Raw genomic sequence first — 24,453 nt, 5'->3', positions numbered from 1 at the left:
GAAATGGGAACATAGCGGGCTGTTAGAGGGGCCCGCGTTATAAATTTTGAGAAAACTCAAAAATTTAGTCTCAAAATATCATTTTCAAAATATTTTCATAGCCGTTTTCATAACTGTTTTAGGACTAGAAATTTTGTAGATCTGAAACAGATTTTTGAAAAAGGTCAACTCTATCAATCAAAAATATTTCTAGGATTTTTTCGATGATATCTTCAGGGGGAATCTGCTTGTTTTTCTTGTATTTAAAGAATCGGTCTTTAGCTTTTTTCATTTCTCCTAAATCATCAGACACATCAGCAAATAACAACTTATGCAATTCAAACCAAGGTAATTCAGATTGTTTACGGACAATCTCAAAATTTCTCCAAAAATGTCTACCTTCATCAAGCTCTTCAAGTTTTCTAAATAAGTTCTCTCGTTCTGCTTTACGGTATTCTTTTGGCAAGAGTGTCCCAACATATTCTGGAGTCATGTTCGAATAGATGGCTTCTTTTGTTACAACAATGGGGAGTTTTAAGGAACTATCAACATCTTTCAAAATCTTTCTAACAAATTGACTAAGTGTAATTTGTGTATTTAATTTATACTTCAACATCTTAGTACTTAACAGTTCAAATATATCAGTTGACCTAAAAAGCCATTCCATCAGCGTTTTAGTATCTATATCTTTACTTGAGAATACTTGATATTCAAGCGGATAGCTATCCAATCGTGACTGGATAGCCTGATTAAGTGCTGTATCTTTTCCAAAGTAAACCTTTATCATATTTACACCTCGTTAATATAAGTCATGTATGGTAAGTTATGGTTATAATAGCCTGCATTCCTTTGCCGTTCACGTTCGATTAAGTTAGCAGCTTCCAAGCGTTGTAAAACGGCTACCATAGTCGATATGGCGCAGGAAAATTTTTTGGCTAGATCCTCAATTCTATATGCTAGGTAAATATTTCCTTCATCATCTACCCAACCTTTCTCTATTGCCTCTTCTTGTTTGTTTCTTAGCACAGAATAGACAATAACATCAAGAGGTATCAAATCCTTATAGAAATCGTCTTGAAATAATACTTTAGGTATTAAGTAATAATCTTTTTCATAATCAATCATATATCTCACCTTTCATATTGTTGTAACCATTGAGTGACTTTGTGTTTATCGTATAAGGTCACTCCGTCAATGACCATGTGGGGCATGCCTTCACGTTGCCATTTCACTATCGTAGTGGTTGAGACTGACAACCAACGGCACAAACCTGCCATACGAACTATAGGTTTATAGAGTTCCTGGTCCTCAAGGGCTTTTTCGATAGCTTTCTGAAGCATGGTATCGTAACGAGCAAGCAACTTCTTTTCTGTTGCTTTTGGGAGGTGGATAGTAAAATTTTCTGTCATATTCTGACCCCTTTCTTTATTTTATAAGCTCCGAAATTTTACTCATTTAAGAGTATGTCACGATTATATGCCCTTTTTTGAGTAATGTCAACTTATTTTTACTCATATTTGAGAAAAAGTGTTAAAATATTTTTAGAGGTGAAAATATGAATAATTTTTTATTTGACAAACCTGAAAATAGGTTAGAGATACTAATGAAAAAAAATAATTACACACTAAAAAAGGTTAGTGATGATACGGATATACCAATAACAACTCTCTCAGGATATAAAAAAAATCTACGTACTCCTAAAAAAGAAAACGCAGAAATTCTTGCAGAATATTTTGGCGTGTCTATCCCTTACTTGTTGGGGCTTGATGATAATCCTGTATTAGTCAATCCAGGAGCAGTCAAAGAAATTTTTAAAGGCTTCGCCAAAGTGCTTCAGGGAAAAAGTACGATTGAAAATAAAATTACCGAATGGACTCCTTTTGGAAAAGATCTTGCTATTATACTTGCAGAGCTCAATCAGTCAGAGGCATTGTCTGATTACATTGATTTTCTAGCAAGTAAAAAAGACTTTAACCCTATTTTGGTTAAAGCTATTAAAGAATTTATAGCTGATGAGAAACAAGGCCTTATTCCTTTCCTGATTAACAAATCAGGAGCAGAAGACTCCCCTTATCATTATGTCTGGGAGGCATGGGTAGAAACTCCTGAATACCAGGAAAGAATGGCAGAAAAACGTAAGAAATAACTGACAATCATGATTTCTTTATTTTATAAGCTCCGAAACCTTAAAAAATAAAGGAGAAATTAGAATGTCTATTATTAAATATAAGGCTAAAAAGTCTAAATCAGGCTATCTTTATAAGGTCAGAATCTATAGGGTGATTGATGGCAAACGTCAGGACTTCTTTAAAAGCGGTTTTAAGAGCCGTAGAGAGGCTAGACAGTATGAAGCTATGATTTACCACAAAAAAGCTTCAGGCGACCTCTCAGGGCTTCTGAGAGCCTCTGAGAGACGTTTTGATGAAGTTTTTGAAGAATGGTTCAAAACTTATCAAAACACAGTAGAGAGGACGACAAGCGTTCGTACAGATGATTTGTTTAGAATCCATATCTTGCCAGTTCTTGGAAAGATGAAAATTTCCAAAATTACTCCTTGGCACTGCCAAGACTTTATTACCGAAAAAGGTCAGACTTTTAGAAATATCAAACAGGTAAAATCTTATACTAGTCAAGTGTTTGATTTTGCTTTGAAAATGAAATTGATTACAGACAACCCAATGAAGCAAACGATACTCCCAAAAAGAGAGCGGAAGAAGTCAGATAACTTCTTTAGCGTTGAGGAGTTGCATGAGTTTTTAGCTATTATTAAGGCAGAAGAGCCATATAAAAACTATGCCTTATTTCGTTTGTTGGCCTATAGTGGCTTAAGGAAAGGGGAGCTGTATTCTTTGAGGTGGTCTGATATTGATTTTGATAATCAATTACTTTCTATCAGCAAAAACCTAGGTAGAATCAAGGGGAAAGCCGTTGAGAAAAGCACCAAAAACAAGTTTTCAATACGGCAAATTCCTTTAGATACTGAGACAGTCTCGATTTTGAAAGAGTGGAAACAAAAGAGCAGAAAAGAAAAGGGGCAACTGTCAGTTACCCCATTGATTGATAGTGATCACATGTTTACGTTTGTTGGCCGAGATGGAAAGATAGAGCCTTTATATCAGGACTATATCAATAGTGTTCTAAAGCGCATTATCAGGAAACATGGCTTGAAAAAGATAACTCCTCATGGCTTCAGGCATACTCATGCTACCTTGATGATTGAAGTAGGGGTTGACCCTGTCAATGCGGCTAAAAGGTTAGGGCATGCAAGTAGTCAGATGACTCTGGATACTTATAGCCATTCTACAGTAGCAGGAGAGAAGAAAGCTATCACAAAATTTGTAGATTATCTGGATAGTGCAAAAGGTTAGTTTTCCAAGACGGTACCAAAAACGGTACTAAAAACAAAAAAGCCAATTCCAATTTCTTGGAAAAGGCTTTGTATCAACGTTTTTAAGCAATAAATGCGGTTGATTATTTGAGACCGTATTTTTTGTTGAAACGATCCACGCGTCCATCTGCTTGAGTGAACTTTTGACGTCCAGTGTAGAATGGGTGTGAGTCTGATGAAATTTCCACACGGATCAATGGGTAAGTTTCGCCTTCGAACTCAACTGTTTCGTTAGAGCGTTTTGTTGAACCGCTAAGGAATTGGTAACCAGTAGTTGTGTCCATGAAGACAACTGGGCGATATTCTGGATGGATATCTTTTTTCATTTTGCAATATTTCCTTTCTGCCATGGTCTCTTTGCGAGCCATAGATTGTTACCATACTAGTCTATCAGATTATGAAATGTTTGGCAAGTATTTTATCAGTTTTTAAGCAAGTTTTTTAACTTTTGGTATATGATTTCGTTTTCCTCTAGGCTATAGGAATTAGCACCGCTTGCTAGAGGGTGGCCTCCTCCATCATGTTCTTTGGCAATTTCATTGATAGGATGGATTTTACTGCGTAAGCGAACACGGTAGTGGCCATCAGCCTGTTCTACAAAAATTCCCCAGAGACTAACACTGTCAATGCGTCCAGGTGCTCCAACAATAGCGGCAGTTTCAGCATCGGTAACATTGAATTGTTTCAAGACTTCTTGACTCAGGATAACGCGCGCTGCACCATTTTCATCCACTTCCAGATGGTCGTAGATGTAGCCCTGTAGTTTAGCAATTTTGTAGCTCATAGTGTCCATTTTGCGAGTGAGAGACGCAAAGTCAAAGTTATGTTCTCTCAGAAAGGCAGCCAGGCGAAGAGTCCGTGCAGTGGTAGAAGGGTAGAGGAAACGACCTGTATCACCAACGATTCCTGCAAAGAGCAACTCAGCAGCTTGATCTGACAAGGCCAGATGGGTTGTTTCAGCAAATAGGGTAATCATCTCACTAGCGCTGCTTGAACTAGTATCCACCCAAGATAGATCACCATATACATCATCATTTGGATGGTGGTCAATCTTAATGAGAAAATCACCTTGACTATAGCGTTTATCATCGATACGAGCAGTATTAGCCGTATCACAGACGATGACAAGTGCCCCTTGGTAGACACTATCTTCAACAAGATCCATCTCCGCCATCCAGGTCAAAGTTGGTTCATTAAAACCTACGGCTTTAATAGTTTTTTCTGGGAAATGATGTTTGAGAAGAGCTTTCAATCCCACCTGACTTCCCAAGGCATCAGGGTCTGGTTTCATATGACGATGGATGATAATCGTGTTGTATTCTTTAATTTTTCCTAAAATTTGATGGCAAATTTCCATAAATAACCTCAATTCTTTCTCATTTCATTGTAGCACAAGAATTTTTATTTTTAAAATGAAAAAGATGTGATATAATGGAGAAAGATAAATTGAGGAGGACGATATGGCATTAGCAAAAATTGTATTTGCCAGTATGACCGGTAATACCGAAGAAATTGCAGATATTGTAGCAGACAAATTACGTGACTTGGGCTTGGATGTCGATGTTGATGAATGTACAACTGTTGACGCTTCTGACTTCCTGGAAGCAGACATCGCTATCGTTGCGACTTATACTTATGGCGATGGAGAATTGCCAGATGAGATGATGGACTTCTACGAAGACCTAGCAGATCTCAACTTGAATGGCAAAATCTACGGAGTGGTCGGTTCAGGTGACACCTTCTACGATGAATTCTGTAAGGCTGTTGATGACTTTGACCGCGTTTTTGTAGCGACAGGGGCAGAAAAAGGTTCAGAGTGTGTTAAAGTTGATCTCTCTGCCGAGGAAGAAGATATTGAACGCTTGGAACAATTCGCAGAAGAATTGGCTGCTAAAGTAGGATAAGCATAAACGTGCGCTGATGCAATCAATCAGTGCATTTTTCTTATTGTGAGTTGGGATTTTACTAGCCTATTTGATGGCTTTTTGATACAATAATTCAAATAAAGGAGGAGACTGTATGGATTTAGATATTATTCGTCAAGAAATTGATCAAATCGACGACCAAATTGTCAAACTGTTAGAAGAAAGAATGCAATTGGTTGAGAGTGTAGTTGCCTATAAGAAAGCTTCTGGTAAACCGATTTTAGATACCAAGAGAGAAGCAGTTATTTTTGAAAAGGTCAGAAATCGTGTAGAGGACAAGCGCTATCAGGAGACTATTGTCGCGACTTTTTCGGACATACTCAAACGTTCGCGTGATTACCAGGATCAAAACATCAAATGAAAAAAGAACCATTTTATCCGCTAGGGATTTTTCTAGCTGCTATGTTGGGTGGACTTGTCCGCTACCTAGTTTCCACTTGGTTACCAGCCAGTCCAGACTTTCCTTGGGGCACTCTCTTTGTCAACTATCTGGGAATTTTCTGCTTGGTGTATCTTGTCAAGGGTTATCTGGTCTATAAAGGGACTAGTAAGGGATTGGTTTTAGCACTGGGGACGGGTTTTTGCGGAGGTTTAACAACCTTTTCTAGTCTCATGCTTGATGCTGTGAAACTGCTTGATACAGGGCGTTATCTTAGTTTGATCATGTATTTGCTTTTGAGTATCGGTGGAGGCCTGCTTTTGGCTTACTGTCTAGGGAGGAAAAAATGGTAATGGTCTATCTTGCAATTGCTTGTGGTTTCGGAGCTTTAGTGCGCTATTTCTTTTCCCGCTATAATCAAGCATCTAAATTGCCACTTGGAACGCTCATAGCCAATCTTTTGGGTTGTTTTTTAATTGGATTATTTTACAATCATGTGGAGTCTAAGGAAGTCTATGCTATTTTAGCAACAGGATTTTGTGGAGGTTTGACAACTTTTTCGACCTTGAATGATGAACTTCAAAGACTGTTAAGTGATAAGAAGGTATTTTATAGCTACCTATCCTTAACCTACCTAGGTGGTTTGGTTGCGATTTTTTTAGGAATTCTGCTATAAATTTCTTTACTTTTTTGTGGAAATTTGGTAAACTGTATCTTGTGTGTAATGGACGCACAAAAATACAGTTTATCCGCTGAGGAAGATTCCTCAAGATTGACAAAGATAGGAGAATAAAATGAATCCATTAATCCAAAGCTTGACTGAAGGTCAACTTCGTACAGATATCCCATCATTCCGTCCTGGTGATACTGTTCGTGTACACGCGAAAGTTGTCGAAGGTAACCGTGAACGTATCCAGATTTTTGAAGGTGTTGTTATCGCACGTAAAGGTGCTGGCATCTCAGAAAACTACACAGTTCGTAAAATCTCTAACGGTGTAGGTGTTGAGCGTATCTTCCCAATCCACACTCCACGTGTTGAAAAAATCGAAGTTGTTCGTTACGGTAAAGTACGTCGTGCGAAATTGTACTACTTGCGTGCACTTCAAGGTAAGGCAGCTCGTATCAAAGAAATCCGTCGTTAATTCGACTCAAAAACTCTGCTTCTTCAGCAGAGTTTTTCTCTAGCTCCCTTAGTTCAATGGATATAACAACTCCCTCCTAAGGAGTAGTTGCAGGTTCGATTCCTGCAGGGGGCATTTTAAGAAGTGTAAAGAAACAAAAAGAACACTGAAGATTCAGTGTTTTTTTCTTACTTTTTTATCTCATAAGAAAGCAAGAAAATATAGATAGAGCAAAGAGAGCGCTCTCTTTTTATGTTATAATAGGCATAGAATGTTTAGGAGAAAGAGATGAAAAAAGGCTTATTAATAGGTTGCTTATCCGTAGTTATTCCCATTGCAATGCTTATAATCCTTAGTCCTATTATTGCTATGATGGATATGTGGGGGTTATTTGCCCATGCAAGTCGGAATGAACTTGAGCAAGCTGTACATCGTTCTTATGAGAACTACGGTCTTACAGGACAGTTTAAGTTAGAAAAATATGAAAAAAACTATACGAGCGTGGGAGGATTTGTTATCCATGGTACTTATAGTGAAACTATAGCTGGTAAAACTTATCAGGCTAAGAGTCGTTTTGAATACTATACTCGTCCTTCGGAAAACGAAAAGTATAAAAAGACGGATGCAGAAGTTGCTTACAAACAAAATGAACAAATTTATCGCGCTTTTCCAGAATTAGCCTATCTAGGGATTGAGATTAGTCCAGGTACTAGCGAATTTTTAAAAAAATTGGATAGTTCAATAACAGATCCAAAAATGACTGCTTTGAAGTACGATGGGATTGATTTTCAATTTAATAGTAAATCTGGCAATATGTATCTTTATGATGAAATTTTAGAGGAAAATCAAAGAAAAGGACAAGCATTACAAGGGATGTATCCTATGGATGCTCACTATCTTTTCCAAAAAGGTATCTTTATACCAGAATTTCAATTTCGATATTACATTCCAGAAGACAAGAAGGATCAGTTATATAATGCTTATCTTAAAGACCTTGAATCGCAAATGAAAGAGTTTTTTAACAATCAACCCTTACCTAGTGGTCTTTATGCTGTAAAGATTGATAGATATGAAGGGGATAAACTTGTCAATAATAGCGGTTGCTATTATGTGAAGATTGAGAATCATCAAGTTGTGGAGTTTATCAAAGATTTACAGTAGGAGTTACTATGATAATGCTCTTCAACTATTCAGAATTTAATAGAAAGAGGGTTTAGATTAGATGACACAAGAAGAATACTTGCAATTAAGAAAAGAATATAAAATTCGCCTAGCATTAGTAATCCTTCTATTCCTATTATTTTCTATCCTAAACATCGTACTTATTATAAATTCCAATAGATTTATCCCATTAGGAGCGACAGCTATGGCTACAGTTGTGCCGTTCAACCATTTCTTACTCGTGCCACTTTGGGAAGAGAAAAAAGTGATTGAAGCTGAAAGAGAAGAACTGGATGCGCTGATGTTTGATGATGAAGAGTAATCTGTATTCTAAAAAATAGCCCAGGAGTGAGACGTTTATCTCTAACTTCTGGGCTATTTTTTTTATATTCTGATCCTGTTACAAGACCCAAGTACGAATGGCATGGGCAACACCAGATTCGTCGTTAGATTTGGTGATGTATTTGGCGATTTTTTTGATTTCTGGATTTCCGTTTTCCATAACAACGGGGTTTCCAACGACTTCTAGCATAGCGCGGTCATTTTCTTCGTCACCGATCGCCATGGTTTCATCTTTGGTCAATCCGAGTTTTTCAGCTAAGTGGGTAATAGCTGAACCCTTGTCTACATTCTTTTTAAGGAGTTCGAGGTAGAAAGGAGCAGATTTGTTGATAGAGTAGCGCTCGTAAAATTCGGCTGGTACCTTTTCAATCGCATCATCCAGAATCTCTGGTTCATCGATGAACATACATTTGACAATTTCCTTGTCAGCCATTTCTTCAGGTGTACGGTAGAAGATAGGCATGCTGACGAGGGTTGATTCGTGCACTGTATATTTTCCGATATTGCGATTGGCTGTGTAGATGCCGTCCTTGGTAATAGCGTGCATGTGGACACCGAGCTTGCGACTGAGAAATTCCATATCTAGATAATCCTCATAGGTCAAGGATTCGCTGATAATCTCATGTCCTGTAGCAGTTTCTTGGACAAGGGCACCATTAAAGGTCACAACATAGTCACCCTCGTCTCTCAACTGCAAGTCGTCCAGAAGTTTAGCAACACCTGCGATAGGGCGGCCAGTTGCAATCACGACTTTCACACCAGCTTCTTTGGCATCTTGGATAGCAGAAAAGACCTCAGGAGTAATCTCCTTTTGGCTATTGACTAGGGTTCCGTCGATATCAACGGCAATTAGTTTAATACTCATAAATTTCCTCTTCTAGTTTTTATTTGGGGTAAAATGATCGTTCTCAATCAAGTGTAAAAATTGCTGGGTAATGCTTGCGAAGATGCTGTTTTGGTCTAACATTTCTTTTGGGAAATAAAAACGATTATCTCCGTGACGACTACCAGCAAGGGATTGGACGATAGGAGACAGGCTAGAGAGTTCAGCTAGTTCTCCATTTTTTTGTAAAATCTCAATCTGTGTCCGCGGATTTTCAGATTCGGGACGATAGATATCATAAGGGAGGTCGAAGTTCTTATGAATGGCAGTGTAGTAGTCCGGGTCAAAGCCGATATCCTCAACCAATTTTCTCATGCTGGCGAGTTGATCTTGGTCTTCTTGTGAAAAGGTAATGGATTTAAAGACCTTGCGGTTGACAAAGCGTTGCGACAAATCTGCGAGAATCTTGTCAGGACTGGTCATCCAGAGTTGGAAGTAGGTATTCATCACACCATCATCCAGAGCCAGATAGTCAGACAAGGTCACATTTTTTTCAAAGAAAGGCAGGAGGTGTGGAGAAGTTCGTGCAAAGAAGTCCTTATCCTCAGGATAGAGTTCCTTAGCGCGCTTAAGGAGATTTTGTAGGAGAACTTCCATAGCGCGTGTTGCCGGGTGAAAATAAACCTGCATATACATCTGGTAACGGCTGAGGACATAGTCTTCGATGGCGTGCATACCATTGCGCTGAAAGGCGATACCATTTTCGACAGGACGAATGACTCGAAGGATCCGAGTCAGGTCAAATTCCCCATAGGATGCTCCTGTAAAATAGGAGTCGCGCAAGAGATAGTCCATGCGGTCTGCATCAATCTGACTGGAAATGAGTTGCACGACCTGCTTGTTAGGATAGGTATGGTCAATGACACTGGCTACCTTCTCCGGGAAATCGGGTGCTACTTGTAGCAGGACTTGGTGAATCTCTGTCTCAGGACTTTGGATAATCTCCTGAGTAATGGCTTCGTGGTCTGTATCAAAGAGATTTTCAAAGGTGTGGGAGTAGGCACCGTGTCCTAGGTCATGTAGGAGGGCAGCAGTCATGGTCAAGAGAGACTCGGCAGGATTCCATTCGTCAGGGTATTTTTCTTCAAAAATCTCTGTGATGCGACGAGCAATTTCATAGACACCTAAGCAGTGGGAAAAACGACTGTGTTCTCCACCGTGGAAGGTATAACTGGAAGTTCCCAGTTGTTTGATACGACGCAAACGCTGAAATTCTTTTGTATTAATCAAGTCATAGATGATTTGATTATTGACATGGATGTAGTTGTGAACTGGGTCACGGAATACTTTTTCGTTCATATGACCATTATAGCAAAATCCTTCTCTTTTTGGTAAAATAGTAGGACAAGAGACAAGAAAGAGGACCTGATGTGAAGATTCGGATGCGAAATACGATTCAGTTTGATGAGCAGTTGGAAGTGATTGACCAGCTCTATGACGTGGAAGTGCATGAAAAGGGGGACTATAGCTACCTGCTTTTCTATAATGAAGAAAAGGAAAAAGTAGTTATTAAATTTCATGGTCAAGAGTTGGTGATGAGCCGATTTTCTAATCCCAAGACCATTATGCGCTTTCTAAAGGATAGTGATAGTTTGGCCTATATTCCTACACCCATGGGCATGCAGGAGTTTATTATCCAAACCAGTCGTTATGAAGTTGATGGGCAAAAGATTCATTTAGACTATCAACTACAAAACCAAGAGGGATATCCCTTTGCCAGCTATCAATTGGAAATTACTTGGGGCTAGGTATGACTGGGGACGAGGTTATAGCAACGAAGCTGATAAAGTTTATGAAATCAAGCTTTTCTTGCACATTTTTAGTAGCTGAAACCTTTATTTTTTCAGATTAAGGTTATAACACTCATTCCATTACCTATTATTTATGAAAGCTAAATATAATATCCGTCTTCCCTTATACTCGTTCCAAATGAGTAAAGAGGATTTGAGGACTATCGATTGTGATTATTGTATATTCAAAATCTAAAAATTGATAAAAGGGACAGTGAATGTCCCTTTTCATTTCTATAGAATTCAGAGTTTTAGATAGGATAGATTGGTAAATAATGAAGAAAATATTTTGGGGAAATAGCCCCCAAAAAGGGGATTTGTCTTCCAAATAGTACTAACATTATCCATGTTGGTTTTTCTTCTTGTTTTCGTGAGTCTTTATAAAGTAATCTATCTCCTTTTGAGACCTAAGGATAACAACTTTATCTGGATAGGTTTCTTGAACCCACTTGTAGCGTTCTTTAGCGGATTTGCTCCGCCCATCCCAGAGAATCCATCTGATAAACTCCCAATTAAATTGTTCTTGACAACCAGCTGCCATACTTTCTCTGACCTTGCCTCGGTATGTGAGATACCGTTTAAAGGCTCGAAAGAGACAGGTCAATGGGGAAAAGTTGAGAAAGATGATTTGGTCAGCTTCCTGCATTCTTTCCTCATAGAAACACCAAGAATAATTTCCATCGATGACCCAAGCTTTATGATTGGTGAGAAAGTTATTCATCTCGGTCAACATCCATTCACGGTCACTGTCTTGCCAACCGGGTTGAAATTGGAGTGTGTCCATGTGAAGTTTTGGGATGGAGTAGCAGTGAGACAACTTTTCGGCTAGAGTTGACTTACCAGCACCAGAATATCCGATAATTGCGATTTTCATTTTCTACCTTTTCCTATTTGAGGACAAAAAAACAGCCTCTATGGACTGTTTCTTATTTAGCAAGTTTAGCTGAAAGACGAGCTTTGTCGCGGCTTGCTTTGTTTTTGTGAATCAAACCTTTAGTTTCTGCTTTATCGATAGCTGAGCTAGCAGCACGGAAAAGTTCTTCAGATGGGTTTGCTTCGAAAGCTTTGATAGCAGTACGCATAGCTGATTTTTGAGCTGAGTTTTTTTCGTTTTGTTTAACGTTCAATTCAGCGCGTTTGATAGCTGATTTAATGTTTGCCAATGTTCTTACCTCCATATTTACTAACTATACCATTATATCTGAAAACTTACGTTTTGACAAGGGAAAATTATTTTTTTAAGTAAATTTCATCGATTTCATGGTTCTTTGTTTTATGTAGAATCACTTCTGCTCGATTTCTGGTTGGTTCAATATAATTTTGTAGATTTGTGAGATTGATACTGGTCCAGACCTGATGGGCAAAGGACTCCACTTCCCCAATCGGCATTTGAGTAAAGCGATAGTAATAGCTATCAGGGTCGTTTTGGGCTAGGCTCAGCATTTTCAAGAAACGGTCGAGATACCAACTCTCGATGTCATCTACTGCAGCATCAACATAGATGGAAAAGTCAAAGAAGTCAGTAATGTAGAGACGCTCGTTTTGTGGATTTTGAAAAACGTTAATCCCTTCGACAATGACAAAGTCAGCTGCTTTGACGCTTTGCTTTTCCTCAGGTACGATGTCGTAGACTTCATGAGAATAGACAGGAATATCTACATCTTGTCCATTTTTGATGTGATCCAGGAAGTTGAGAAGAGCTTCCATATCATAGCTTTCAGGAAATCCCTTGCGATTTAAAATCCCTTGTTCAATCAAGGTCTGGTTGGGATAGAGAAAGCCATCAGTTGTTACCAACTCAACCCTAGCATCTGTAAGTGTACGGGACAGTAGGATTTGAAGTAGGCGACTGGTTGTGGATTTTCCAACGGCAACACTACCAGAAACCCCAATGATAAAAGGCTGGGATTTGCTTTCGCGTTGAAGGAAAATTCCTTTTGAAAAGGCCAAATCATCCTTGGTACGTTTGTAAATTTGGATGAGATGGGCTAGGGGAAGATAGACATCGGTAACATCCTGTAAACTAATCTGGTCATTAAAACTCTTGATGGATTCTAATTCCTCTTCTGTCAAAGGAGGTGTTGTCTTCCGATGTAAAGATTGCCAAGTCTGGCGACTGATTTTTTCAAAATGTAAAAATTCGTTGGTCATTTGTTTTCCCCTAGATATTTTGTTTATCATACCATAAAAAGCTAAAAAAATAAAGCGGTTTCTTGAATGTAGTAAATCAATATTATATAATAGAGGTAGATAGAGGATGAACAATTTATTGATGAAGTAGGAGCTACTTTCTCCTGACTTATAAGCTAATAAAGGGGGCTTTGGGATTCACAACTTATAGGAGGTGTGTCATGAAAATCTTAAAAAGTTACATATTGGAACTCTGTTTTATTTTAAGTTTTGCACTACCTTTTTTAAAAGGAGCGAATGCGGATAATGGTAGACGTTTTGTGGAAACCTATTACGGTTTTACTTTTTTGATGGAACATGCCATTGTAACAGCTGTCTTTATCTGTTCGCTCTTGATTGCTTTCTTCCTAAAAAAACGGTGGACGAAATGGCTTGCTGCTGGTAGTTATTTCTTTTTAGTTCTATGGATTGCTACAGAGGGTTATTTCTTCCGCATGTCACTAGAAGATTTGATACGACTTTGGACAAGTTTGGAATTCCTGACAAAAACGTATCAGTTGGGCTTTTATCTAAACATCTTATTGGGAATCCTGTTGATAATTAAGTATCTGAAGGTTAAGCAATAGTAATAATAAATACGCCCGATTATAGATGATAAACTTTTTGTTTTATCCTGACTATGATATTTCTAGTTCTAAATGGTTTATCATTTATCTATAAGTGTTGAAAGAGATTGAAGAAAAGGTTTTACCTACTAGCTTTCTTCAGTCTTTTTCGTTTTATTATCAATTTGTAAACGATTTACAATTTAAGTCAAATTATGGTAAAATAGTTTCATGAGTAAAATGTATTATGTAGAGAATCCTGACGCTGCTCACGACATTCATGAGTTGAGAGTGGACTTGTTGGGAGAAAAAATGACCTTTTTGACGGATGCTGGTGTTTTTAGCAAGAAAATGGTTGACTTTGGAAGTCAACTCTTGCTCAAGTGTCTTGAGGTCAACCAAGGAGAAACTGTCCTTGATGTAGGCTGTGGTTACGGGCCTTTGGGCTTGTCCTTGGCTAAGGCTTATGGAGTTCAGGCGACCATGGTCGATATTAATAATCGTGCCTTGGATTTGGCGCGACAAAATGCTGAACGAAATAAAGTAGAAGCGACGATTTTCCAGTCTAACATCTATGAACAAGTTGAAGGCACATTTGACCACGTCATTTCCAATCCTCCTATCCGTGCGGGCAAGCAAGTGGTTCATGAAATCATTGAGAAAAGTAAAGATTTCTTGGAAACTGGTGGAGATTTAACAATTGTTATCCAGAAAAAACAAGGGGCCCCAAGTGCTAAGTCTAAGATGGAAGATGTGTTTGGCAATTGTGAAGTCGTTAAAAAAGATAAGGGATACTATATCCTTAGAAGTGTGAAAGAATGAGAGCAGTTGATTTAATCCAAAAGAAACGAGACGGTCAAGAATTGACTTCGAGTGAAATTGAATGGCTGGTAGAAGGCTATGTGTCAGGAACTGTTCCTGATTATCAGATGTCTGCCTTTGCTATGGCTGTTTATTTCAAAGGAATGACGACTCGAGAAATCTCTGACCTAACTATGAAGATGGTCAAGACAGGGCAAGAGTTTGATTTATCAGCTATTGATGGGGTTAAGGTTGACAAGCATTCTACGGGTGGTGTTGGTGATAAGGTAACCTTGATTTTGGCTCCTCTTGTTGCTAGCTTTGGTGTGCCTGTAGCCAAAATGAGTGGTCGTGGTCTCGGCCATACAGGCGGAACAATTGATAAATTGGAGTCCATTAAGGGTTATGAAGTAGAACGTAGTCAAGAGGATTTCATTAATCAAGTGCAGGATATTGGAGTATCTGTCATTGGGCAATCAGACCAGCTGGTTAAAGCGGATAAGCTTCTCTACGCTCTCCGTGATGTGACCGCAACTGTCGACACGATTCCTTTGATTGCGAGTTCGGTGATGAGCAAGAAAATTGCGGCAGGGGCAGATGCTATTTTGCTAGATGTGACTGTCGGTGAGGGTGCCTTCATGAAGACGGTTGATGAGGCGCGTGAATTGGCTCAAACCATGGTGGATCTTGGTAAGGCTGTTGGCCGGAAGACGGTAGCAGTGATTACGGATATGAGTCAGCCATTGGGACGAGCGATTGGAAATCGTCTGGAGATCCTTGAAGCACTGGAGATTTTACAAGGTCAAGGCCGCCAGGATATTACCCACTTCATCTGTGAATTGGCTCAAATTATGCTTGGTTTGGCTAATGTGAACAAGACAGTGGAAGAAGTTCGCCAACATCTTGACAATGGTAAGGCACTGGCTAAGTTTGAGGAAATGGTCCAAGCCCAAGGTGGAGATTTAGAAGACTTGTATCGTCCTGTAAATGTAGCCCATGTAGTGGAAATCCCTGCTCAGGAAACGGGTGTCATTTCAGCTCTTCCAGCTATGGAATTTGGGCTTTATGCTATGAGACTGGGGGCAGGCCGTGCAGTCAAGTCTGATGCCTTAGACTATGAAACAGGAATTGTTTTTGAAAAGAAAGTTGGAGATTCCGTTCAAAAGGGAGAAATTGTTGCAAAAGTATACACAAATGGAAAAATTTCTCCTCAGCTAGTTACAGATTTTCAAAAATATGTTAAAATAAATGATAGTGTGCAAAGTTTACGAGAAATTATAGAAATAATCTCATAAACTGCAGGAGAATCCGAATATGAAATTAAATAAATATATCGATCATACACTTTTGAAACAAGATGCGACAATAAATCAAATTGATTGTTTGTTGTCTGAAGCTAGAGAGTATGATTTTGCCAGTGTTTGCGTCAATCCGACCTGGGTTAAATATGCTAAAAAAGGGCTTGAAGGAACAGATGTCAAGGTCTGCACAGTAGTTGGTTTCCCCTTGGGAGCAACAACTTCAGCCGTGAAATCATTTGAAACCAAAGAAGCTATCCAAAATGGAGCAGATGAGATTGATATGGTGATCAATGTTGGAGCTCTCAAATCAGGTAATCTTGATTTGGTTGAATCGGACATCCGTGCTGTTGTAGAAGCAAGTGGTGACAAGTTAGTAAAAGTCATTATTGAAGCATGCCTTCTGACTGACCAAGAAAAAGTTGTGGCTTGCCAATTAGCTCAAAAAGCTGGAGCTGATTTCGTTAAAACATCTACTGGCTTTTCAACTGGTGGTGCGACGGTAGCAGATGTTAGATTAATGCGTGAAACAGTTGGACTAGAAATGGGTGTCAAGGCTGCTGGTGGAGCTCGTTCTTATGCAGATGCTCTTGCATTTTTAGAAGCAGGGGCGACCCGTATCGGAACTTCAGCTGGGGTAGCAATTCTAAAAGGAGAATTGGCAGATGGCGACTACTGAGTTGATTGAACTGGCAATTGAAACCAGCAAACATGCCTATGTGCCTTATTCTCACTTTCCTATCGGAGCAGTTTTAGTGGCAAAAGACGGAAGTGTTTACACGGGAGTGAATATCGAAAATGCTAGCTATCCTTTGACCAATTGCGGTGAGAGAACAGCCATTTTTAAAGCAGTTTCCGAAGGACAAAGAGAGTTTTCAGAATTGATTGTCTATGGAGAGACTGAAAAACCAATCTCACCATGTGGTGCTTGTCGCCAAGTAATGGTCGAATTTTTTGAACAAGATCTAAAAGTGACCTTAGTCGCAAAAGATAAATCGACGGTCGAGATGACGGTCGGGGAATTACTTCCATACTCTTTTACAGACTTAAACTAGTCTGAGTCGCTCTCTGAGTGGCACGGTCCTTGTGGCCAACCAATCCATACTTGCAACATCGTTGCACATCTTATTTAGGAGGTTCAGTAATGAACAAGAAACAATGGCTAGGCCTTGGTCTAGTTGCAGTAGCAGCAGTTGGACTTGCTGCATGTGGTAACCGCTCTTCTCGTAATGCAGCTTCATCTTCTGATGTGAAGACAAAAGCAGCAATCGTCACTGATACTGGTGGTGTTGATGACAAATCATTCAACCAATCAGCTTGGGAAGGTTTGCAAGACTGGGGTAAAGAACACAATCTTTCAAAAGATAAAGGCTTTACTTATTTCCAATCAACAAGTGAAGCTGACTACGCTAACAACTTGCAACAAGCGGCTGGAAGTTACAACCTAATCTTTGGTGTTGGTTTTGCCCTTCACAATGCAGTTAAAGATGCAGCAGAAGAGCACACTGATTTGAACTATGTTTTGATTGATGATGTGATTAAAGATAAAAAGAATGTTGCTAGTGTAACTTTCGCTGACAATGAATCTGCTTATCTCGCAGGTGTTGCAGCAGCTAAAACAACTAAGACAAAACAAGTTGGTTTTGTAGGTGGTATGGAGTCTGAAGTTATCTCTCGTTTTGAAGCCGGTTTCAAGGCAGGTGTTGCCTCGGTAGATTCATCTATAAAAGTACAAGTTGACTATGCTGGTTCATTTAATGATAATGCCAAAGGTAAAACAATTGCAGCGGCACAATACGCAGCTGGTGCAGACGTTGTTTACCAAGTAGCTGGTGGTACAGGTGCAGGTGTCTTTGCAGAAGCAAAATCACTCAACGAGAGCCGTCCTGAAAGTGAAAAAGTTTGGGTTATCGGTGTTGACCGTGACCAAGAAGTAGAAGGTAAATACACTTCTAAAGATGGTAAAGAATCAAACTTTGTTCTTGTATCTACTTTGAAACAAGTTGGCACAACTGTAAAAGATATTGCTAACAAAGCAGAAAAAGGTGAGTTCCCTGGCGGTCAAGTAATCGTTTACTCGTTGAAAGATAAAGGGGTTGACTTGGCAGTAACAAACCTTTCAGAAGAAGGTAAAAAAGCTGTTGAAGATGCAAAAGCTAAAATCCTTGATGGAAGCGTAAAAGTTCCTGCAAAATAATGGATGGAAGTCATTTCTTAGGAAGCGGCCAAGGGCCGCTTTTTTAAGAGTTGAGACAAAGTCATTTTGTCTCAGTAAAGCTTGCTACTAGATAAACTAGCAAGTTTTATTGAAATAAAATAAGACTCTGAAAGGAAGAGCACATGGCACACGAAAATGTCATTGAGATGCGTGATATTACCAAGGTGTTTGGTGAATTTGTTGCCAACGACAAAATCAACCTTCACCTACGAAAAGGTGAAATTCATGCACTTTTAGGAGAAAATGGGGCCGGTAAGTCCACGCTCATGAACATGTTAGCAGGGCTTCTTGAACCAACCAGTGGTGAAATTGTGGTCAACGGTCAAGTTGTCAACCTCGACTCACCATCTAAAGCAGCTAGCTTGGGAATCGGGATGGTTCACCAGCACTTTATGTTGGTAGAAGCCTTCACAGTGGCTGAAAACATCATTTTAGGAAGTGAATTAACTAAAAATGGTGTGCTAGATATTGCTGGAGCTAGCAAAGAAATCAAGGCTCTTTCTGAACGTTATGGCTTAGCTGTTGACCCTTCTGCCAAGGTGGCAGACATCTCAGTTGGAGCCCAACAACGTGTAGAAATTTTAAAAACCCTTTATCGGGGGGCTGATATCCTTATCTTTGACGAGCCAACGGCTGTTTTGACTCCATCAGAAATTGATGAGTTGATGGCTATTATGAAAAATCTTGTCAAAGAAGGGAAATCAATTATCTTGATTACCCACAAGTTGGACGAGATTCGCGCAGTTTCTGACCGCGTTACAGTTATCCGTCGTGGGAAATCAATTGAAACCGTCGAAATTGCAGGAGCTACCAATGCTGATTTGGCAGAAATGATGGTAGGTCGTTCTGTTTCCTTTAAAACAGAGAAGCAAGCCTCTCAACCAAAAGAAGTGGTCTTGTCAATCAAAGATTTGGTGGTCAATGAAAACCGCGGTGTCCCAGCTGTGAAAAATCTGTCCTTGGATGTTCGTGCTGGAGAGATTGTTGGTATTGCGGGGATTGATGGAAATGGTCAGTCTGAACTGATTCAAGCCATTACAGGTCTTCGCAAGGTTGAATCTGGTAGCATTGAGCTAAAAGGAGATTCAATTGTAGGCTTGCACCCACGACAAATTACAGAGTTGAGTGTTGGGCACGTTCCAGAAGACCGTCACCGTGATGGCTTGATTTTGAAAATGATGATTTCTGAAAATATTGCCCTTCAAACCTACTATAAAGAACCACATAGTAAAAATGGAATTTTGAACTATTCAAATATTACTTCTTATGCTAAAAAGCTAATGGAAGAGTTTGATGTTCGTGCTGCAAATGAATTTGTTCCTGCAGCGGCACTCTCAGGAGGAAATCAACAAAAAGCAATTATTGCTCGTGAAATTGATCGTGATCCTGATCTCCTTATCGTCAGCCAGCCAACTCGTGGGTTGGATGTCGGTGCCATTGAATATATCCACAAACGTTTGATTGAAGAGCGTGATAACGGGAAGGCTGTTCTTGTTGTCAGCTTTGAATTGGATGAGATTTTAAACGTCTCAGACCGTATTGCCGTTATCCACGATGGTAAGATTCAAGGTATTGTATCACCAGAAACAACCAATAAACAAGAACTTGGTGTCTTGATGGCTGGTGGAAACTTGGGAAAGGAGAAGAGTGATGTCTAAAAAATTACAACAAATTTCGGTTCCCTTGATTTCTGTCTTCCTTGGAATTTTACTTGGAGCCATTGTCATGTGGATCTTCGGTTATGATGCTATTTGGGGCTACGAAGAATTGTTCTATACAGCCTTCGGTAGTCTACGCGGGATTGGGGAAATCTTCCGTGCTATGGGGCCTTTGGTCTTGATTGGTCTTGGTTTTGCTGTTGCCAGTCGTGCAGGTTTCTTTAACGTTGGGCTTCCTGGTCAGGCCTTGGCTGGTTGGATTCTCAGTGGTTGGTTTGCCTTATCTCATCCAGATATGCCACGTCCCTTGATGATTCTAGCAACCATCGTGATTGCCTTAATTGCTGGTGGGATTGTTGGAGCGATTCCGGGTATTCTTAGAGCCTATCTGGGGACGTCAGAGGTTATCGTAACCATCATGATGAACTACATTGTCTTGTATGTAGGGAATGCCTTTATCCATGCTTTCCCTAAAGACTTTATGCAAAGTACAGATTCGACGATTCGTGTTGGGGCTAATGCAACCTATCAGACTCCTTGGTTGTCCGAATTGACTGGTAATTCGCGGATGAATATTGGTATTTTCTTTGCCATCATTGCCGTTGCAGTTATTTGGTTCATGCTCAAGAAAACAACCCTTGGTTTTGAAATTCGTGCGGTTGGTCTTAATCCACACGCATCGGAATACGCTGGTATTTCTGCCAAACGAACAATTATCCTCTCAATGATTATTTCAGGTGCTTTGGCAGGTCTTGGTGGAGCTGTTGAAGGCCTTGGAACCTTCCAGAACGTTTATGTTCAGGGTTCGTCATTAGCTGTCGGATTTAACGGGATGGCGGTTAGTTTGCTTGCAGCCAACTCACCAATTGGTATTCTCTTTGCAGCCTTCCTATTTGGTGTTCTCCAAGTTGGAGCCCCTGGTATGAATGCGGCGCAGGTACCGTCTGAACTTGTCAGCATTGTAACAGCGTCTATTATCTTCTTTGTCAGTGTTCATTACCTTATCGAACGCTTTGTCAAACCGAAAAAACAAGTTAAAGGAGGTAAGTAAAGATGTCTATTACAACCTTGCTCACCCTCTTGGTGTCTTCTATGCTGATTTACTCAGCGCCCCTCATCTTTACAAGTATCGGTGGTGTTTTCTCTGAACGTGGTGGTGTGGTAAACGTCGGTCTTGAAGGAATTATGGTTATGGGTGCCTTTTCTGGAGTTGTCTTTAACCTTGAATTTGCAGAACAATTTGGAGCAGCAACTCCATGGCTATCCTTACTTGTAGCAGGATTGGTAGGGGGGCTTTTCTCCATCATCCACGCAGCAGCGACGGTTCATTTCCGTGCAGACCATGTTGTCAGCGGTACGGTATTGAACTTGATGGCGCCAGCCTTGGCTGTTTTCTTGGTGAAAGTACTTTATAACAAAGGACAAACCGACAACCTAAGTCAGACTTTTGGACGCTTTGATTTCCCAGTCTTGGCAAATATCCCAGTGATTGGTGATATCTTCTTCAAGTCAACTAGTCTACTTGGTTATCTAGCGATTGCCTTCTCATTCCTTGCTTGGTTTATCCTCTTCAAGACTCGCTTTGGTCTTCGTCTCCGCTCTGTCGGTGAACACCCTCAAGCAGCGGATACTTTGGGAATCAATGTCTACAAGATGAGATATTTAGGGGTTATTATTTCAGGTTTCCTAGGTGGAATTGGCGGAGCGATTTATGCTCAATCCATCTCAGTTAACTTCTCGGTGACAACTATTGTTGGACCTGGATTTATCGCCCTTGCTGCGATGATTTTCGGGAAATGGAATCCAATCGGAGCCATGCTATCTAGTCTCTTCTTTGGACTTTCACAAAGTTTGGCTGTTATCGGTTCTCAATTGCCATTCCTACAAGGTGTGCCAACAGTTTATCTTCAAATCGCACCTTATGTTTTGACAATTCTTGTCTTGGCAGCCTTCTTTGGAAAAGCGGTAGCACCAAAAGCAGATGGTATCAACTATATCAAATCAAAATAAGCATACAAAAAAACGTCAGTACAGAACTGGCGTTTTATTTTTTAGGATGTTGGTGACTTAGGTTCAATCCCCAAGGGACCAAATTTTCAGTTTTATTTTTGATACGAGCGATATTGTCCTTATGACGAATGATAATCAAGCTAGCAAGTGCTAGGATAATAGCGATGAAGAGAGGGTCATAGTTGCTCAGGATAAAACCAAAAAGTGGAAAGAGTAGAACTCCGATGACAGCCGCGACAGATGCTGTGACACTAGATAGCGAAATCATACTACCAAGATAGAGGGTTCCAAAGAAAACAACTGCTAGGTATAGACAGAAGACAGGCGCAAATCCGAAAACCACTCCAGCACTGGTTGCGACAGCCTTGCCTCCCTTAAATCCTGCAAAGATAGGGAAGGTATGGCCAATAACAGCCAAAAGTCCAAAGATGAGAGGCGAAACGCCTTGCAGATGAAACATAATCGGAAGAAGTGTTGCTAGGGTTCCTTTGAAAAAGTCAATCACAAAGGTTGCCATACCAGCTTTCTTGCCTAAAATGCGGAAAGTATTGGTTGTTCCGGTATTTCCAGAACCATGCTCGCGCAGATTGATTTGAAAGAATACTTGTCCAATCCAGAGACCAGACGGAATCGAACCCAGCAGATAGGCTAGGATTAATAAAACTATTGTAATCATACTACTATTATATCATGAAATGGAGAAGAAAGGCAGAGAATCTCTTCTGAAATTGTCACAGCGGAGAAAGAAAAATTTTGCAAAATCCTTAGAAAACCTGTAGAATAGTAAAGATGAACGAATAGGAGGTTCCTTGTGTCAAAAAAGGAAATCAATATTAATAATTATAATGATGATGCCATTCAGGTGCTAGAAGGGTTGGATGCGGTCCGAAAACGTCCGGGGATGTATATCGGATCAACCGATGGTGCTGGTCTCCACCACCTAGTCTGGGAAATCGTCGATAATGCTGTCGATGAAGCCTTGTCTGGATTTGGTGACCGTATTGATGTGACCATCAATAAAGATGGCAGTTTAACGGTTCAAGACCACGGACGTGGGATGCCGACAGGTATGCACGCTATGGGAATTCCAACAGTTGAGGTAATCTTTACCATTCTCCACGCTGGAGGAAAATTTGGTCAAGGTGGCTACAAAACATCAGGTGGTCTCCACGGGGTGGGTTCTTCCGTAGTTAACGCCCTTTCTAGCTGGCTAGAAGTTGAAATCACTCGTGATGGTGCAATCTACAAGCAACGTTTTGAAAATGGTGGCAAACCTGTTACGACTTTGAAGAAAATCGGTACAGCGCCTAAGTCTAAGACAGGTACCAAGGTTACGTTTATGCCTGATTCGACTATCTTTTCTACGACAGACTTCAAGTACAATACCATTTCAGAGCGCCTCAATGAATCAGCCTTTCTCTTGAAAAATGTGACCTTGTCTTTGACTGATAAACGAACAGACGAAGCGATTGAATTCCACTATGAAAATGGGGTACAAGACTTTGTTTCTTATCTGAACGAAGACAAGGAGACCTTAACGCCAGTTCTTTACTTTGAAGGGGAAGACAATGGTTTCCAAGTGGAAGTGGCCCTCCAGTACAATGACGGATTTTCAGATAACATTCTGTCCTTTGTCAATAACGTCCGCACAAAGGACGGTGGAACGCACGAGACAGGACTTAAGTCTGCCATTACTAAGGTTATGAATGACTATGCGCGTAAGACGGGGCTTCTCAAGGAAAAAGATAAGAACCTTGAAGGCTCAGACTATCGTGAGGGACTAGCGGCCGTTCTTTCTATCCTTGTTCCTGAAGAACACCTCCAGTTTGAAGGTCAGACCAAGGATAAACTTGGAAGTCCGCTTGCTCGTCCCGTTGTGGATGGGATTGTAGCTGATAAGTTGACCTTCTTCCTTATGGAAAATGGTGAATTGGCTTCTAACCTCATCCGCAAGGCTATCAAGGCGCGTGACGCTCGAGAGGCGGCTCGCAAAGCGCGTGATGAGAGCCGGAATGGTAAGAAAAATAAAAAAGACAAGGGCTTATTGTCTGGAAAATTGACCCCAGCTCAGTCTAAGAATCCTGCTAAGAATGAACTCTATCTAGTCGAGGGGGATTCTGCCGGAGGTTCTGCCAAACAAGGCCGTGACCGCAAGTTCCAGGCAATCTTGCCTCTTCGTGGTAAGGTTATCAATACAGCTAAAGCCAAGATGGCGGATATCCTCAAAAATGAAGAAATCAATACCATGATTTATACTATTGGTGCGGGTGTTGGAGCAGACTTCTCCCTTGAAGATGCCAACTATGACAAGATCATTATCATGACTGATGCGGACACCGACGGTGCCCACATTCAGACTTTACTCTTGACATTTTTTTACCGCTACATGCGTCCGCTAGTTGAGGCAGGACATGTTTATATCGCCCTTCCGCCTCTTTACAAGATGTCAAAAGGTAAAGGCAAGAAGGAACAAGTGGCCTACGCATGGACAGACGGAGAACTTGAAGAACTCCGCAAGCAGTTCGGTAAAGGCGCAACACTCCAACGCTACAAGGGGCTTGGAGAGATGAACGCCGACCAGCTCTGGGAAACAACCATGAATCCAGAAACGCGTACCCTCATACGTGTCACCATCGAAGACCTAGCACGCGCCGAACGCCGCGTCAATGTCCTCATGGGAGACAAGGTCGAACCAAGACGTAAGTGGATTGAAGACAATGTCAAGTTTACGCTGGAAGAGAGTGGGGCGTTTTGATTGGAGAAAG

General features: G+C 40.4%; 31 protein-coding genes and 1 tRNA gene. 21 read left to right on the top strand and 11 right to left on the bottom strand.

Annotation, left to right across the window (positions count from 1 at the left end):
* Positions 1 to 124: 124 nt before the first annotated feature.
* From SK578_RS07690 to SK578_RS07680, 3 genes are read right to left on the bottom strand one after another with little or no spacing between them, the layout of a single operon-like run.
* Positions 125 to 766, bottom strand: coding sequence for a hypothetical protein (locus tag SK578_RS07690; RefSeq protein WP_042751416.1), 642 nt, complete (start codon positions 764 to 766; stop codon positions 125 to 127).
* Between the two features lie 2 nt (positions 767 to 768).
* Positions 769 to 1,101 carry a replication initiator protein A gene (locus SK578_RS07685; protein WP_042751537.1) on the bottom strand — a complete coding sequence of 111 codons (333 nt, stop codon included), beginning with the start codon at positions 1,099 to 1,101 and terminating at the stop codon, positions 769 to 771.
* A gap of 8 nt (positions 1,102 to 1,109) precedes the next feature.
* On the bottom strand, positions 1,110 to 1,388 hold the full coding sequence (locus SK578_RS07680; protein ID WP_042751415.1) for a hypothetical protein: 279 nt from the start codon (positions 1,386 to 1,388) through the stop codon (positions 1,110 to 1,112).
* A 146-nt stretch (positions 1,389 to 1,534) separates the two neighbouring features.
* Here SK578_RS07680 and SK578_RS07675 point away from each other — a divergent pair, with 146 nt between their 5' ends.
* Complete coding sequence (locus SK578_RS07675) at positions 1,535 to 2,125, top strand: helix-turn-helix domain-containing protein (RefSeq protein WP_042751413.1); 591 nt, start codon at positions 1,535 to 1,537, stop codon at positions 2,123 to 2,125.
* A gap of 64 nt (positions 2,126 to 2,189) precedes the next feature.
* Complete coding sequence (locus tag SK578_RS07670; protein WP_042751411.1) at positions 2,190 to 3,347, top strand: tyrosine-type recombinase/integrase; 1,158 nt, start codon at positions 2,190 to 2,192, stop codon at positions 3,345 to 3,347.
* Positions 3,348 to 3,450: 103 nt separating this feature from the next.
* Here SK578_RS07670 and SK578_RS07665 read toward each other — a convergent pair whose 3' ends face one another.
* Positions 3,451 to 3,693 (bottom strand): type B 50S ribosomal protein L31, encoded by a 243-nt coding sequence (locus SK578_RS07665; protein WP_000710764.1) that lies wholly within the window; start codon positions 3,691 to 3,693, stop codon positions 3,451 to 3,453.
* Positions 3,694 to 3,788: 95 nt separating this feature from the next.
* A complete protein-coding gene (locus SK578_RS07660; protein WP_042751409.1) occupies positions 3,789 to 4,724 on the bottom strand; it encodes a DHH family phosphoesterase in 936 nt (311 codons plus the stop codon).
* Between the two features lie 103 nt (positions 4,725 to 4,827).
* On the opposite strand from SK578_RS07660, the gene SK578_RS07655 reads away from it, so the two are divergent.
* The 8 genes from SK578_RS07655 to SK578_RS07620 all read left to right on the top strand — a co-directional run bounded on the left by SK578_RS07655 (position 4,828) and on the right by SK578_RS07620 (position 8,275).
* Entirely contained in the window at positions 4,828 to 5,271 is a 444-nt protein-coding gene (locus SK578_RS07655; RefSeq protein WP_001162125.1) for a flavodoxin, read from the top strand.
* A gap of 115 nt (positions 5,272 to 5,386) precedes the next feature.
* On the top strand, positions 5,387 to 5,653 hold the full coding sequence (locus tag SK578_RS07650; RefSeq protein WP_042751407.1) for a chorismate mutase: 267 nt from the start codon (positions 5,387 to 5,389) through the stop codon (positions 5,651 to 5,653).
* The gene (crcB, locus tag SK578_RS07645) at positions 5,650 to 6,024 is read left to right on the top strand and encodes a fluoride efflux transporter CrcB (protein WP_042751405.1); all 375 of its coding nucleotides are present in this window, start codon (positions 5,650 to 5,652) and stop codon (positions 6,022 to 6,024) included. Before SK578_RS07650 ends, crcB (SK578_RS07645) begins: the two co-directional genes overlap by 4 nt.
* Entirely contained in the window at positions 6,018 to 6,347 is a 330-nt protein-coding gene (gene crcB, locus SK578_RS07640) for a fluoride efflux transporter CrcB (protein ID WP_042751403.1), read from the top strand. The genes crcB (SK578_RS07645) and crcB (SK578_RS07640) overlap by 7 nt, the downstream gene beginning before the upstream one ends.
* A 118-nt stretch (positions 6,348 to 6,465) precedes the next feature.
* Positions 6,466 to 6,813, top strand: a complete 348-nt coding sequence (gene rplS / locus SK578_RS07635) for a 50S ribosomal protein L19 (protein WP_001068669.1) — start codon at positions 6,466 to 6,468, stop codon at positions 6,811 to 6,813.
* 42 nt (positions 6,814 to 6,855) lie between these two features.
* Positions 6,856 to 6,927, top strand: a tRNA-Arg gene (locus SK578_RS07630).
* A 153-nt stretch (positions 6,928 to 7,080) separates the two neighbouring features.
* The gene (locus SK578_RS07625; protein ID WP_042751402.1) at positions 7,081 to 7,953 is read left to right on the top strand and encodes a hypothetical protein; all 873 of its coding nucleotides are present in this window, start codon (positions 7,081 to 7,083) and stop codon (positions 7,951 to 7,953) included.
* 61 nt (positions 7,954 to 8,014) lie between these two features.
* Positions 8,015 to 8,275, top strand: a complete 261-nt coding sequence (locus SK578_RS07620; protein ID WP_235228659.1) for a hypothetical protein — start codon at positions 8,015 to 8,017, stop codon at positions 8,273 to 8,275.
* A gap of 78 nt (positions 8,276 to 8,353) precedes the next feature.
* Here SK578_RS07620 and yidA read toward each other — a convergent pair whose 3' ends face one another.
* On the bottom strand, positions 8,354 to 9,160 hold the full coding sequence (yidA, locus tag SK578_RS07615; protein ID WP_042751401.1) for a sugar-phosphatase: 807 nt from the start codon (positions 9,158 to 9,160) through the stop codon (positions 8,354 to 8,356).
* A 12-nt stretch (positions 9,161 to 9,172) separates the two neighbouring features.
* Positions 9,173 to 10,477, bottom strand: coding sequence for an HD domain-containing protein (locus tag SK578_RS07610; protein WP_042751400.1), 1,305 nt, complete (start codon positions 10,475 to 10,477; stop codon positions 9,173 to 9,175).
* A 71-nt stretch (positions 10,478 to 10,548) separates the two neighbouring features.
* Here SK578_RS07610 and SK578_RS07605 point away from each other — a divergent pair, with 71 nt between their 5' ends.
* Positions 10,549 to 10,926: a YwiB family protein gene (locus SK578_RS07605; RefSeq protein WP_080709993.1), complete on the top strand. Its 378-nt coding sequence runs from the start codon at positions 10,549 to 10,551 to the stop codon at positions 10,924 to 10,926.
* Between the two features lie 382 nt (positions 10,927 to 11,308).
* On the opposite strand, the gene SK578_RS07600 is transcribed toward SK578_RS07605, so the two are convergent.
* The 3 genes from SK578_RS07600 to coaA form a co-directional block, all read right to left on the bottom strand.
* Positions 11,309 to 11,842 (bottom strand): DNA topology modulation protein, encoded by a 534-nt coding sequence (locus SK578_RS07600; RefSeq protein ID WP_042751398.1) that lies wholly within the window; start codon positions 11,840 to 11,842, stop codon positions 11,309 to 11,311.
* A 52-nt stretch (positions 11,843 to 11,894) separates the two neighbouring features.
* A complete protein-coding gene (gene rpsT, locus SK578_RS07595) occupies positions 11,895 to 12,131 on the bottom strand; it encodes a 30S ribosomal protein S20 (RefSeq protein ID WP_001274000.1) in 237 nt (78 codons plus the stop codon).
* Positions 12,132 to 12,198: 67 nt separating this feature from the next.
* Positions 12,199 to 13,119: a type I pantothenate kinase gene (coaA, locus tag SK578_RS07590; RefSeq protein WP_020902939.1), complete on the bottom strand. Its 921-nt coding sequence runs from the start codon at positions 13,117 to 13,119 to the stop codon at positions 12,199 to 12,201.
* A gap of 200 nt (positions 13,120 to 13,319) precedes the next feature.
* On the opposite strand from coaA, the gene SK578_RS07585 reads away from it, so the two are divergent.
* From SK578_RS07585 to SK578_RS07545, 9 genes are all read left to right on the top strand, one after another.
* Entirely contained in the window at positions 13,320 to 13,724 is a 405-nt protein-coding gene (locus SK578_RS07585) for a hypothetical protein (RefSeq protein ID WP_042751396.1), read from the top strand.
* 210 nt (positions 13,725 to 13,934) lie between these two features.
* Positions 13,935 to 14,525, top strand: coding sequence for a class I SAM-dependent methyltransferase (locus tag SK578_RS07580; RefSeq protein ID WP_080709992.1), 591 nt, complete (start codon positions 13,935 to 13,937; stop codon positions 14,523 to 14,525).
* Positions 14,522 to 15,799: a pyrimidine-nucleoside phosphorylase gene (locus SK578_RS07575; RefSeq protein WP_042751394.1), complete on the top strand. Its 1,278-nt coding sequence runs from the start codon at positions 14,522 to 14,524 to the stop codon at positions 15,797 to 15,799. Before SK578_RS07580 ends, SK578_RS07575 begins: the two co-directional genes overlap by 4 nt.
* 19 nt (positions 15,800 to 15,818) lie before the next feature.
* Complete coding sequence (gene deoC, locus SK578_RS07570; RefSeq protein ID WP_042751393.1) at positions 15,819 to 16,481, top strand: deoxyribose-phosphate aldolase; 663 nt, start codon at positions 15,819 to 15,821, stop codon at positions 16,479 to 16,481.
* On the top strand, positions 16,468 to 16,857 hold the full coding sequence (locus SK578_RS07565) for a cytidine deaminase (protein WP_042751392.1): 390 nt from the start codon (positions 16,468 to 16,470) through the stop codon (positions 16,855 to 16,857). Before deoC ends, SK578_RS07565 begins: the two co-directional genes overlap by 14 nt.
* An 89-nt stretch (positions 16,858 to 16,946) precedes the next feature.
* Complete coding sequence (locus SK578_RS07560) at positions 16,947 to 17,999, top strand: BMP family lipoprotein (protein WP_001036139.1); 1,053 nt, start codon at positions 16,947 to 16,949, stop codon at positions 17,997 to 17,999.
* A 143-nt stretch (positions 18,000 to 18,142) separates the two neighbouring features.
* Entirely contained in the window at positions 18,143 to 19,678 is a 1,536-nt protein-coding gene (locus SK578_RS07555) for an ABC transporter ATP-binding protein (protein WP_042751391.1), read from the top strand.
* Positions 19,671 to 20,729 carry an ABC transporter permease gene (locus SK578_RS07550; protein ID WP_000038671.1) on the top strand — a complete coding sequence of 353 codons (1,059 nt, stop codon included), beginning with the start codon at positions 19,671 to 19,673 and terminating at the stop codon, positions 20,727 to 20,729. The genes SK578_RS07555 and SK578_RS07550 overlap by 8 nt, the downstream gene beginning before the upstream one ends.
* Positions 20,730 to 20,731: 2 nt before the next feature.
* Positions 20,732 to 21,688, top strand: coding sequence for an ABC transporter permease (locus tag SK578_RS07545; protein WP_033677420.1), 957 nt, complete (start codon positions 20,732 to 20,734; stop codon positions 21,686 to 21,688).
* Positions 21,689 to 21,722: 34 nt separating this feature from the next.
* Here the strand turns inward: SK578_RS07545 and plsY are convergent, their stop codons facing one another.
* On the bottom strand, positions 21,723 to 22,364 hold the full coding sequence (plsY, locus tag SK578_RS07540) for a glycerol-3-phosphate 1-O-acyltransferase PlsY (protein WP_042751390.1): 642 nt from the start codon (positions 22,362 to 22,364) through the stop codon (positions 21,723 to 21,725).
* Between the two features lie 135 nt (positions 22,365 to 22,499).
* On the opposite strand from plsY, the gene parE reads away from it, so the two are divergent.
* On the top strand, positions 22,500 to 24,443 hold the full coding sequence (parE, locus tag SK578_RS07535; RefSeq protein ID WP_042751389.1) for a DNA topoisomerase IV subunit B: 1,944 nt from the start codon (positions 22,500 to 22,502) through the stop codon (positions 24,441 to 24,443).
* The last annotated feature ends 10 nt before the right edge of the window (positions 24,444 to 24,453 follow it).

Origin of the sequence: Streptococcus mitis (assembly GCF_000722755.1) — a bacterium.
GTDB classification, from domain to species: domain Bacteria; phylum Bacillota; class Bacilli; order Lactobacillales; family Streptococcaceae; genus Streptococcus; species Streptococcus mitis_CM.
Note: the sequence above shows the minus strand (reverse complement) of the source record. Positions and strands in the feature narration are given on the sequence as shown.

Coding starts and splice junctions, on each gene's coding strand:
- SK578_RS07690 (WP_042751416.1), bottom strand. CDS start 766: ATGATAAAGGTTTACTTTGGAAAAGATACAGCACTTAATCAGGCTATC.
- SK578_RS07680 (WP_042751415.1), bottom strand. CDS start 1,388: ATGACAGAAAATTTTACTATCCACCTCCCAAAAGCAACAGAAAAGAAG.
- SK578_RS07675 (WP_042751413.1), top strand. CDS start 1,535: ATGAATAATTTTTTATTTGACAAACCTGAAAATAGGTTAGAGATACTA.
- SK578_RS07670 (WP_042751411.1), top strand. CDS start 2,190: ATGTCTATTATTAAATATAAGGCTAAAAAGTCTAAATCAGGCTATCTT.
- SK578_RS07665 (WP_000710764.1), bottom strand. CDS start 3,693: ATGAAAAAAGATATCCATCCAGAATATCGCCCAGTTGTCTTCATGGAC.
- SK578_RS07660 (WP_042751409.1), bottom strand. CDS start 4,724: ATGGAAATTTGCCATCAAATTTTAGGAAAAATTAAAGAATACAACACG.
- SK578_RS07655 (WP_001162125.1), top strand. CDS start 4,828: ATGGCATTAGCAAAAATTGTATTTGCCAGTATGACCGGTAATACCGAA.
- SK578_RS07650 (WP_042751407.1), top strand. CDS start 5,387: ATGGATTTAGATATTATTCGTCAAGAAATTGATCAAATCGACGACCAA.
- crcB (WP_042751405.1), top strand. CDS start 5,650: ATGAAAAAAGAACCATTTTATCCGCTAGGGATTTTTCTAGCTGCTATG.
- crcB (WP_042751403.1), top strand. CDS start 6,018: ATGGTAATGGTCTATCTTGCAATTGCTTGTGGTTTCGGAGCTTTAGTG.
- rplS (WP_001068669.1), top strand. CDS start 6,466: ATGAATCCATTAATCCAAAGCTTGACTGAAGGTCAACTTCGTACAGAT.
- SK578_RS07625 (WP_042751402.1), top strand. CDS start 7,081: ATGAAAAAAGGCTTATTAATAGGTTGCTTATCCGTAGTTATTCCCATT.
- SK578_RS07620 (WP_235228659.1), top strand. CDS start 8,015: ATGACACAAGAAGAATACTTGCAATTAAGAAAAGAATATAAAATTCGC.
- yidA (WP_042751401.1), bottom strand. CDS start 9,160: ATGAGTATTAAACTAATTGCCGTTGATATCGACGGAACCCTAGTCAAT.
- SK578_RS07610 (WP_042751400.1), bottom strand. CDS start 10,477: ATGAACGAAAAAGTATTCCGTGACCCAGTTCACAACTACATCCATGTC.
- SK578_RS07600 (WP_042751398.1), bottom strand. CDS start 11,842: ATGAAAATCGCAATTATCGGATATTCTGGTGCTGGTAAGTCAACTCTA.
- coaA (WP_020902939.1), bottom strand. CDS start 13,119: ATGACCAACGAATTTTTACATTTTGAAAAAATCAGTCGCCAGACTTGG.
- SK578_RS07585 (WP_042751396.1), top strand. CDS start 13,320: ATGAAAATCTTAAAAAGTTACATATTGGAACTCTGTTTTATTTTAAGT.
- SK578_RS07580 (WP_080709992.1), top strand. CDS start 13,935: ATGAGTAAAATGTATTATGTAGAGAATCCTGACGCTGCTCACGACATT.
- SK578_RS07575 (WP_042751394.1), top strand. CDS start 14,522: ATGAGAGCAGTTGATTTAATCCAAAAGAAACGAGACGGTCAAGAATTG.
- deoC (WP_042751393.1), top strand. CDS start 15,819: ATGAAATTAAATAAATATATCGATCATACACTTTTGAAACAAGATGCG.
- SK578_RS07565 (WP_042751392.1), top strand. CDS start 16,468: ATGGCGACTACTGAGTTGATTGAACTGGCAATTGAAACCAGCAAACAT.
- SK578_RS07560 (WP_001036139.1), top strand. CDS start 16,947: ATGAACAAGAAACAATGGCTAGGCCTTGGTCTAGTTGCAGTAGCAGCA.
- SK578_RS07555 (WP_042751391.1), top strand. CDS start 18,143: ATGGCACACGAAAATGTCATTGAGATGCGTGATATTACCAAGGTGTTT.
- SK578_RS07550 (WP_000038671.1), top strand. CDS start 19,671: ATGTCTAAAAAATTACAACAAATTTCGGTTCCCTTGATTTCTGTCTTC.
- SK578_RS07545 (WP_033677420.1), top strand. CDS start 20,732: ATGTCTATTACAACCTTGCTCACCCTCTTGGTGTCTTCTATGCTGATT.
- plsY (WP_042751390.1), bottom strand. CDS start 22,364: ATGATTACAATAGTTTTATTAATCCTAGCCTATCTGCTGGGTTCGATT.